This window comes from Nocardia sp. NPDC058497 (assembly GCF_042720195.1).
In the GTDB taxonomy this organism is placed as follows: domain Bacteria; phylum Actinomycetota; class Actinomycetes; order Mycobacteriales; family Mycobacteriaceae; genus Nocardia.
On record NZ_JBHXMY010000193.1, the window covers coordinates 1 to 10055 of the forward strand.

Sequence of the window (10055 nt, forward strand, 5' to 3'; positions counted from 1 at the left end):
GCTCTGGCCCTATACAATTAACGCAAGAGGCGGAGGGCGTCCACTTTGCGGGATCGGCGATCGCTGGATACGGTGACGCCGTGATTCTTTCAACTGAGAAGGGCGTCGTGCGCCTCAGCCGGTGATCCCCGGAAGGGCCCTGACTTCCGGCGCGCGCCGTCGTGCGGGTGTGGTTGGGTCGATTACCCGAGATCGGAAGCGCTTGCGGCGCCAGTGTTTGACTGCCACCAGCGAGATCAGGTTCGACTATCGGCCAGGACCGCCCGGACGTACCGACGTCCACCGGATCATGCCTCGCATCGATACCGTCCCTCTGACCGATCTCATCGACACCTTCGAAATCTGCGCCGGCATGCAGCCTGCGGGTGACGCGTACGGTGGGCTCGTACCCCGATTCGTCCGGTTCGAGTCGGCGATGGACCATTTCCACGGATCCTCTCCCCTCACCACGGGACGGAAGACCCCCGTACTTGCGTGCAGTTGCGGGGAATTGGGCTGCTGGCCGCTGCTGGCCCGCATAAGCCTGACTGGCGACCTTGTCGTGTGGGACTGCTTTGAACAGCCCTACCGCACCACTCGTGACTACACCGCATTCGGCCCATTCCTGTTCGACCGCAACCATTACGACAAAGCCGTCCAGGGACTCAGCACCGCAATCGCCGCCCACGAATGACGCGCCCAAGTCATCCTTACTGCCGCTGATCGCGCTATGCGGATCGGCCAGCCACTCGGCGGAGCGCACGATCATGCTCCGCATATTGCCTGCGCGTTCGGCGGGCTTGCCTACGCAATCTCCTCACCCGGTCCGGGACCCGCTGAACTGCGCCTTCGCCATATCCGTTGTCTTTCGCGCGGTTACTACTGGAACCCCGCGAGCTGTCCTCGGTCAGTTGTAGGAGTTCGCGACTCCGTCGAGCAGGTGCTCGAGAGTGTCGTAGGCGGGCGCGTCGACCACGTCGATCAGGTCGGCCGGGACCGGCACATTCCGTTCGGCGGCGATCGCCGTGAACTGGGCGTTGTCGCCGGTGCGGAAGCCGTGCTCGGCGGCCAGACGCCGCAGCTCGGGGTTCTCGGTGAGCAGCTTGCCGATCGTGTCACCGGTGCCGGTCAGCGGGACCAGGGTGTGGCTCGACAGCACCGTCGGAGTCGGGTAGGTCAGCACCATGTCCGGCTTGATCCGGCCCTCGCCGGCGGCCTCGACGAACTGGGCTTCATAGATGCACACCAGCGGCGTCGGGCCCATCCCGTTGGTGAGGTACTGGGTGAACGGGCCATCGCTGCTGTTGTCGGTATATCCCTGGGCGAGGAACAGTTTCGACAGGACAGGCAGCACATGCTGTTCGGCGGTGGCGCCGCGCACGATGGTGTGGTCGTTGGCGACATAGCTCGCGATCGACAGGTACATGGCGGCGGAGTTGGAGCTGCGCGGGTCGGTGGTCGAGACCAGGATGTTCTTGGCGACCGGGTAGGTGGTGTTGTCGGGCAGGTCGTCCCACTGCACGCCGGTTCCCGCGAGTTCCAGGTACCGGTTCATGTCGAAGGTCGCGACCGGGCCTGGTTTGATCACCCCGGCCGCGGTCAGCAGGTCCGCGATGGGCCGAAAGGTGGCGATCGCGATCGGCGAGGAGAACGGCGTGTACTTGGCGGTGATGTTGTGCTGCCGCTGGATCCGTTCGGCGGCGGGGCTGCTGGACGGGAACGCGAAATCGAACTGACCGAGGTCGACGGTTGTCGCGATCTGGCGCGACCCGGCCGGCTCGACTTCCACCTTCACCCCGTTGTCGGCAAGCACCTTCACTACGCGCTCGTCCTGGAAGAACGCCATCTTCTCCGAGCCGACGACACCGCGCACGGTGGTCGCCGCCGCGACGGGAGTCTCGGCGGCGGGAGCGTCCGCACCGCCGGGCACCAGGATCACCCCGGCCGCGACCGCGGCGACGACGGTGACCGCACCGATCGACAGGGGTAGCACGCCGCGCCTGCTCACCAGGCTCCTGCGCTCCCCGTCGGCTTCGGGCGCAGTGGCCGGCGCCGGGTCGGGGGCGGTGGCGCGGACGGCGGTCGCGGGTGCGGGCACCCGGACGGTCGGATCGGGGTCGGCGAGTTCGGTGCGCACGATCCGCTCGACCAGGATCGGCACGAACTCCCGGATCGGCTTGCCCGCGAAACGATGGTGCGCGGCGCCCACCGCCGAGGTCACCTGGTCGGCGGGGACGTTCTCGGACAGGTCTTCGACCAGACTCTCGGTCATGCGCCGCATGGCCAGCTCTTCACGCTGGACGGTATCGGCGGCTTCGCCGGGGGTTACGCGCGACACCACATTTCTCCTGGGCTCACATCGGGCTGCGGACGCGGCGCGCCGACCGGGCCCTCCCGTGCGCACGCCGCGGGCCACGCTACCGGCGCGCAGCACAGTTGCCCCAGCTGTGAACGGCCTGGCACGCAGAGTTCAGCACTCGCTCCGCTGCCCGCAATGTCACGTTGTCCGGGCGTTCGCGTAAACATCGAATCCCGCACTGCCAGTGTGGGATTCACTACTTCTATTCGGTGGCGGCGGGCCTGTGGATCACCGCGGTGTCGGTCGGCGCCTGCCGTGCGGCGTGCAGTGCCGTGTTCAGCATCCCACCGGCGAGCAGTTCCAGCACGCCGATCACGAGCAGCGCGGCCCCGGCGACCGTCGCCAGCCCGGTGACGGTCTGGAATTTCGTGGCGATCATCGTGATCCCGATCGCCGCCGTGCCGAGGCCGCAGATCTCGTGCAGCCCGCCGTCGGTGACGTCGGTGTCCCAGGCCGCGACCAGCGCCTGCACGATGCCGCGGACCGACCAGCCGATCCCGATCCACAGGGCGAGCAGTTCGATATTGCCGCCGCTGAAGCCCAGCATCGCCAGGATGACGGTGAGCACGGCACTGACCAGAACGAGTACCCGCAGCAGGAACGCGATCCGCGCCCGTAGCGCCAGATACGCCTGCATGGCGGCACTGAGCAGCAGCGAGATGCCGAACAGCAAGGCCAGTGTGGATTGGCTGCGGCCGGGCCACAGCAGTGTCACGACGCCGAGAACGAGCGAGCACCCGCCGGCGATCAGCATCGCCTGCCGGGTCCGGTCACGCGTCGGTTTCCCCTCCCCGTCATGCACGGGCATTGCCCCACGATAGGCCCGCACCATCGGATAGCCGTAGATTTGCCCTGGCGCGTCGCCTGTCAGGTGTTCACGTCAACCGGTCCCGCAGATAGGGCGCGGTCCGGCTGGTCGTGTCGGCCGCGACCTTTTCCGGTGTTCCCTGCGCGACGATGCGCCCGCCCTGGGCGCCGCCGCCCGGTCCCATGGCGACGACGTGGTCGGCTTGGGCGACAACAGTCATGTCGTGCTCGACCACGATCACCGTCGCACCCGTGTCGACGAGCGAATTCAGCTGGGTCAGCAGGATATCGCTGTCGGCCGGGTGCAGGCCGGTGGCCGGTTCGTCGAGCAGGTAGATGGTGTTGTTGCGCCGGGCCCGTTGCAGCTCGGTCGCCAGGTTCACCCGCTGCGCCTCACCGCCGGACAGTTCGGTCGCGGGCTGCCCTAGCCGCAGATAGCCGAGGCCGACATCTCAGCGCTCGCGCGACCACCGGGACATCGGAGAGGAATTCGGCGGCCTGGTCGACCGACATCGCGAGCACCCCGGCGATCGTGGTGTCGCGGTAGCGGACCTCGAGGGTGCCCGGGTTGTAGCGGGCGCCATGACAATCCGGGCACGGGCTGTAGGTGCTGGGCAGGAACAGCATTTCCACCGTGATGTACCCCTCGCCCTGGCAGGTCGGGCACCGACCTTCGGCGACGTTGAACGAGAACCGGCTGACACCGTAACCGCGGGCGCGCGCGGCATCGGTGCCGGCGAACAGTTTGCGGACGGTGTCGAACAGTCCGGTATAGACGACCCCGAACAGCCCGGACCGAAACTGTCCGGCCAGCCGAAGCCGCTGCAACTCACCACCGGACAGCGTCGGGCTCTCCCGGTCGACGCTGAGGTAGCCGAGCCCGAGTTCGATGAGGACGTCGATGCGCGAGATGAGGTCCTGAGTGAGGACGGCCGCCGCACCTGTCCCCTCGGTGTAGAGGCTCAGCACCTCGACGAGTTCGCTCAGCGGAAGTTCGGCGAGCTCGGTGATGTCGTGCCCGGCGAAGGTCACCGCGAGCGATTCGGGTTTGAGACGTCGGCCGTCGCATAGCGGACAGGTCGCGGTGTGCATCCACAGCTACCCACGCTACGCGCCCGGGAACCGGCACCCGACGCGCCTTCACGGGCGCCTCAGAAGAACCAGCCGAGTTCTGGCGCGCGGTCGGTGGAGAACGCTGCGTCGAAGTCCCGCAGCGCGGCGGGCGCATCGACCCGGATCCGATGCGCGGCGGCAAGGTTCTTGGCACGATGCGCGCCGAAGTACAGGGCACCGAGCACGTTGATGTCGCAACCGAGCTCGGCGGGCCGCGTTGTGGGTTCGCATTCGGCGATGCCGTCGCGAATCCGCAGGGCGAAGGTGCCGCCCGCCGACCGGAACGGATCGTGGACCGACAGCACCGTGTCGACGTCGTGACGATAGGTGCGCGCGGCCAGGGCTGCGGGAATGTCCATGAGCCGCGCCCACAGTGCGTCCCCACGATCGGTCACCCGAACGGCACGTGGGTCGGTGAGCAGGTACGGCAGCGGATCGTCGTCGGCGATCTCGACTTCCACCGCGTCGATCAGGTCCATGCCGAGCAGCACTCGCCACAACGCGGCATGGGCGTCGGGGGTGACGGCCCGGTACTCCCACACGATCGCGATCGACCGCTGATCGTGGTAGCTCCGTCGGTACAGGGCGTAGCCGTCGGGGTGGATCAGCGCGAACAGCGAGGTGGCGCCGCCACGCTGGCGTTCTACGTCGGCGAAGAACAGGTCCCACTTGGGTTCGGGCCGCACCTGCGCGCCGGGCACCGTCCGCTGCCAGCGCTCGTACACCTCCCGGATATGGGGTGCGGCCTCGGCGAGCGTCGCCATCGTGACACCACCGGGATCGGGTGTGGTCGAACGGAATTCGGCCCGCCGCCGATCGATGGAGATCCTGGTGGCGAGGATCGCCGTGTCGTACCCGAACCGCCCGTAGATCGTGCCCTCACTGGCGGTGAAGATCGTCAACGGCAACCCGTCGGCCTCGGTCCGCTCGTGCTGCGCGGCATACAGTTCCCGCAGGATCCCGCGCCGCCGATGCGTCGGCGCGACCGCTACCCCGGACACACCGCACGCCTGCACGGTGCGCTCCCCCGGCACGGTCACCGTCATCGTCAGATCGACCGTGTGCCCCACGATCCGATCACCGTCGACCGCGACCAGCGACCGCTCGACGGGAAACAACTCCCCCTGGAACCGGTGTTCGTCCTCCCCGAACCGCACTCCGAACCCGGCCTCCTGCAACCCGATGATCGCGGCCCGATCCGCGCTGGTAGCCGACCGCACAGTGAAGCTCTTCGCCGATGCCATCCCCGTACCATCCCACGCCCACCCACCCGCGCACATCCCATTTTCCGGCTACCCGGCCCCCACCCGCACCACCTCGACCAGCCTCGGCCCCTGGTCGGCCGGGACCGGCGCGGCAACCGAACCCGCCACACCGGGTGACGGCGCGACCGGCCTACGACTGAAGCGCACCACGATTCCGCCGACACAGACGTCGGTGCCGGTCTCATCGTCGACGGCGCCGCGCATCTCGCCACCGGCTGACCGCAGCTCCGCCCGCCTGACCACCACCGACGTGTCAACGCTGTCGCTGTCATTCTGTGCTTGGGCAGACACTCGCCCCGCCACAAGGTCGACGACCGCACCGACCGCAACAGGATCGCTCGCGCCGTCATAGATCCAGCGCCGACCGAGGACGCCATGCTCGGCTGTCCCGAGCAGCGCACCGTCGCCACCGGGAATCGGGACTCCGCGATAGGTGAGCGGAACGCCGTACAACACCGAGTCGGTTCCTGACTCGTCCATCAGCAGCAGGAACTCGATGCCCACCGCTCCGTCAGCGTCGTCGAGCCGGAACCCGCCGACCTTCCTGAGCTTGGGCGTCGTGCCCAGGTACCACTGCCGGCCTGGTAGCCACGCGGCGATGAGCTCGAGCTTGCTCGGGGTGAGGGTGGTCTGGTGGATGACTGCCATGGGTGCGCTATGTCCGTCCGAGCATCGCGCGCAGGTCGGGGAGGGTGCCGATGCGCTGGGTGGTGGGGCGGCCGGGAGCCGCGGTTTGTGGTGAGCCGGTGGTGCGCAGCAGGGCTCTGATCTGATCCGGCGTGGCGCGGCCCGCACCGGATGCTCGCACGCCCTGGTAGGCGGCGATGGCGCCGACGACGATCGGGGATGCGCTGGAGGTTCCGCTGAATTCGTCGGTGTACCAGAGGTCTTCGTCGGCGCCGCCTTGGAGATCGCCGTAGCCGGTGGTGGTGACCTCACGGCCCCAGCCTTGAACATCCAGGCGGGCACCGTAATTGGAGAAGGGCAGGCGGGAGCGGGCGGGGCCGTGGTCGCGGCCGTGCAGGCCTGGTGGTGGGGCGCCCGCGCCGACGAGGACGGCGCCGGAGTCGGTGTCGCCGCCGTGGAACGGGTTGTGCCAGGTCACGGGGAAGTCGCCGGGGCGCGCGTCGTAGACGGGATCGTCGAGGTTCTCGTTCCCGTTGCCCGCTGCCTCGACGACGACGATGCCGCGGCCGAGGGCATATCGGATGGCGGCGAAATCATCGGGCCACCATTCGACGGCGATGTAGCCGCGCTGGTCGGGTTGACTCCGGTAGTCGAATCGGGGTCCGGGGCGGTGCAGTTCGATGAGCAGGACGTCACCGGGGTCGAGGGAATCGGCCGCCGAGCGGATCGCGGTGGCCGAGCCGATCCCGAAGATCGAGATCGCTCTGATGTGAGCTTCGGGCGCGATCCCGGTGACACCGAAGCCGTTGTGATCGCCGCTGATCTCCCCCGCGACGGCTGTGCCGTGGTTGCGCCAGCCGATATCGGCCGAGGAGGTCCCACCGATCACGCCGCCTTGGTTCTGCCGCAGGTCTTCATGGGTGAATCGCCAGGCGCCCTCCACATCGATCACCCGCACCCCGGTGCCGAGCCCACCGGGCCGGGTATGCGCCCATGCCGCGTCGATCCCGGTCGGCGCGGCGTCCAGGTAGCCCTGCCTGCTGCGGTAATCGGGTGTCACGGCAGGTGCGTCCGGCGCGACGGTGCTCTCGGCCAGCGGTGCGAGGGGTGGTTCGGCCGCGGGTTTCACGTAAGCGGCGGCGACGGTGTCGTCCTGACGCAGCCGATCCGCGAGTGCCGCGAGATCGCTCACCGCACCGCGCACCGAGTAGTAGCTGAGGTACTCTCCGGCGACCACGGCCTGCGGTGTGTCGGCCAGGCGCGCCGCCAGCCGGTTGTCCGGACCGAAGATCGGAACCAGCTGCGCGTCGGCGGGGAGCAGGTCGTCGACGTGGGTGCGCACGGAACGGTTCTCGCGCAACGCGATCGGCGTGATCTCGGTAGCGGTCGGCGTGGTGACGACGACCAGTTCGGCCGGCGAGACCGCGGGGCCGGGCACCCCTGGTCGCCGCTGCCTGCTGGGTCGAGCGGTGGAAGCCATGGCTACCAGTGAACAGTGCGCCGCGCCGAGCCGCCACCATTGCGCCACAACCGGATTCGCGACACGCCGAGCCCGGGCCGCGGACCTGGTCGCGCCCAGCAGACCAGCCGAGATCCGCTGAGTCGCGACACCCGCCCTACGGCGCGAAGGGGTATCGCAACGTGGGCCCCGACGCTTCGCACGCACCAGCACACCGAGCAGGGAGGCCGGCCGCGGCGAGGGCGCGACGGCCACCGCATCCGACGATCGGGGTCATGAAATCACCATCCAGCCGATGAAGGCCGGTGGGGGTGAAACCGCGGCGGTCCGGCCACAGTCAGGGCGTGGAGGATCAGCGGCACTGCGAAGCTGTCAGTCGCCCGCCGACTGCAGCACCCGGCTGGCCAGGAGTTCGTCGAGTTGACGTTCGGCCCGTTCGGCGCGCGCAAGCGTCTGCTGACGGGCGTCGTCCAGCGCGGCCAATCGTTCCGCGGTCTCGGTCCGCAATTGGTCGAGCGCGGCCGCCGATTCGACGCGGCGTTGTTCGGCCTCCGCCGCGGTGGTACGGCGAAGCTCGGCGAGCTCGGCACGCGTCCGGTCGAGTTCGGTTCGGGTGGTGTCGAGTTCGGTTCGAGCCCGGCGCCACTCCTCGCGCGCTTCGGCTGCGGCTTCCACCCGTTCGGCGGTGGCTTGTTCGGCGCGTTCGGTGGCGCGGTCGGCGTCGGCGGCACGGTGGATCGCCAGATCCCGTTCGGCGTTCGCGGCGGCGACCCGCGCTTCGGCATCCCGGCGCTGGTGGGCGACCTCGGCATCGGCCTGCCGCTGGGCGCGTGCAATGCTGTCGTCCGCGTCCTGCCGGACAGCATCGATCTCGTCGGCCGCTTTGCGTTGCGCGGCACGCACTTCGGCCTCGGCCTCGCTGCGCGCGGCGAAGACGTCGTCGGCCGCCTGTTTGCTGAGCTGCTCCGCCGAGGCCAGCACTTCATCCCTGGCCGCGAGCGCTTCCGTCACCGCCTGTTCGGCTTCTTCGGCGGCGAGCGCCGCCTCCTGCGCCACCGATTCGGCCAGTGCCCGCCCTTCCTCGGCCTCCCGCCGCGCCTGTTCGGCAGTGACGGTGGCCATCTCGGCCTCGGCGATCCTTCGCGCGGCATCGGCCTGCACCGCCTGGACCTGCGCTTCCGCCACCGACGGGTCACCCAGCGTCTGCAGCTCCGCGACCGCCGCAGTGAGCGTGGTCCCCAATTGTTCGGCAAGCCCACGGAACTGACCGAGCAGCTCGTCGGCCCGCAGCCGTGCCACCGTCACCGGCCCCTGAGCCGTCACAGTGACGGAATCCACCGCACTCTCCGACTCCTGTTGCAGCCGTTGCCGTTCGCGCCAAGCGCGCCATCGCGTGTGGTCCGGGTGATCGCAGTACTCGGACGGACGACCCGGGCCGCCGCCGCGGGTAATGGGACGGGCACAGCCCGGATAGTTGCAGATGCTCGACACGGGAGAATCGTAACGTTGGTTTCGTCATTTACCTACGAATTAGACGAAACGAAAACCGTGTCGGCCCTTAGAGACTCGAATCGTCAGGTTCTCTATCTGACCTCCGATAAGTGAACATTATCGGTTGTCAGCCATCCGGTTTGTTGCCGAACACCTTGGATTATTTCCGTTTCCGTTTGGTCACCTTCAACGCAACGTAACTGCGACAGAACCTCTCGGAAACTAGGATCGGTGGTACGTCCGTACCGTTTATCCGTCACACCGGAACCACTCCCGTCGCAGCCGAATTGGGCTGATCTATCGCGGGTCTCATTGCGGTTGCGCATCAGCCATGGATGCCAGGTGTTGTCCACGGCAGAGGCGAGCCCGTTCGGCAGCACCGTTCACGAACACAACCAGTGGAATACATCCCACCCGGTCCATTGCTGAAGAGTCGCCATGGAGAGCGGCGTGGGTTTGCTGAGAACTTCCTAGCGCCACGCGGCCGATCACGAACAGTTATCTTTGCCCGCATGAGCACGCCTGAAACAGCGTTCTCGGCCACGCGGGCCGGTCGCCGCCTGTCCTATCCGATGTTCGCGCTGGTCGTGATCGTCTATCTCGCGATCATCCAGCTCGGCGGTCTGCTGATGACCGAGCTCACCGGCGAAGACGACTTCCTCTCCACGCGTGCGCTGTTCTTCGGCATGATCATCCCGCTGGGAGTGGCCCTGGCCTTCACCTACGGCGTGATCGCCTACCTGGGCTGGTTGCAGCCGGTCTGGCACGACGACCGGCCGACCCGGTCATGGGTGCGGATCGTGCCGATCATCTTCATCGTCGCGATCGTCTTCGGCATCAACTACAGCGCACTGGCCGACAAGGGCCTGCTGTATGTGCTGGTGCTGCTGATCGCCACCCAGTTCGTCGGCTGGGGTGAGGAAGGCATGTTCCGTGGCATCGGCGTGCTGGTACC

The 10055-nt window shown here is 68.0% G+C and carries 7 protein-coding genes and 2 pseudogenes; 2 read left to right on the forward strand and 7 right to left on the reverse strand.

Translation table 11 applies throughout. From position 1 onward, the window contains the following. Positions 1 to 217: 217 nt before the first annotated feature. A complete protein-coding gene (locus tag ACFWPJ_RS15315) occupies positions 218 to 673 on the forward strand; it encodes a hypothetical protein (RefSeq protein ID WP_378851604.1) in 456 nt (151 codons plus the stop codon). 213 nt (positions 674 to 886) lie between these two features. Here the strand turns inward: ACFWPJ_RS15315 and ACFWPJ_RS15320 are convergent, their stop codons facing one another. The 7 genes and pseudogenes from ACFWPJ_RS15320 to ACFWPJ_RS15350 all read right to left on the reverse strand — a co-directional run bounded on the left by ACFWPJ_RS15320 (position 887) and on the right by ACFWPJ_RS15350 (position 8947). Then, positions 887 to 2317, reverse strand: coding sequence for a three-helix bundle dimerization domain-containing protein (locus tag ACFWPJ_RS15320; protein ID WP_378851607.1), 1431 nt, complete (start codon positions 2315 to 2317; stop codon positions 887 to 889). Positions 2318 to 2540: 223 nt separating this feature from the next. Next, entirely contained in the window at positions 2541 to 3146 is a 606-nt protein-coding gene (locus ACFWPJ_RS15325; RefSeq protein WP_378851610.1) for a DUF308 domain-containing protein, read from the reverse strand. A 67-nt stretch (positions 3147 to 3213) separates the two neighbouring features. Beyond that, positions 3214 to 4240, reverse strand: a pseudogene (locus ACFWPJ_RS15330) (hypothetical protein); the annotation flags it as partial. Between the two features lie 56 nt (positions 4241 to 4296). After that, positions 4297 to 5502, reverse strand: coding sequence for a GNAT family N-acetyltransferase (locus tag ACFWPJ_RS15335; RefSeq protein ID WP_378851613.1), 1206 nt, complete (start codon positions 5500 to 5502; stop codon positions 4297 to 4299). A 48-nt stretch (positions 5503 to 5550) separates the two neighbouring features. Beyond that, positions 5551 to 6171: a 1,4-alpha-glucan branching protein gene (locus ACFWPJ_RS15340; RefSeq protein ID WP_378851616.1), complete on the reverse strand. Its 621-nt coding sequence runs from the start codon at positions 6169 to 6171 to the stop codon at positions 5551 to 5553. Positions 6172 to 6178: 7 nt separating this feature from the next. Continuing rightward, entirely contained in the window at positions 6179 to 7630 is a 1452-nt protein-coding gene (locus ACFWPJ_RS15345) for a S8 family peptidase (protein WP_378851619.1), read from the reverse strand. Positions 7631 to 7981: 351 nt separating this feature from the next. Further along, the gene (locus ACFWPJ_RS15350; protein WP_378851622.1) at positions 7982 to 8947 is read right to left on the reverse strand and encodes a hypothetical protein; all 966 of its coding nucleotides are present in this window, start codon (positions 8945 to 8947) and stop codon (positions 7982 to 7984) included. Between the two features lie 665 nt (positions 8948 to 9612). Between ACFWPJ_RS15350 and ACFWPJ_RS15355 the strand changes: the two are divergent. Continuing rightward, positions 9613 to 10055, forward strand: a pseudogene (locus ACFWPJ_RS15355) (CPBP family intramembrane glutamate endopeptidase); the annotation flags it as partial.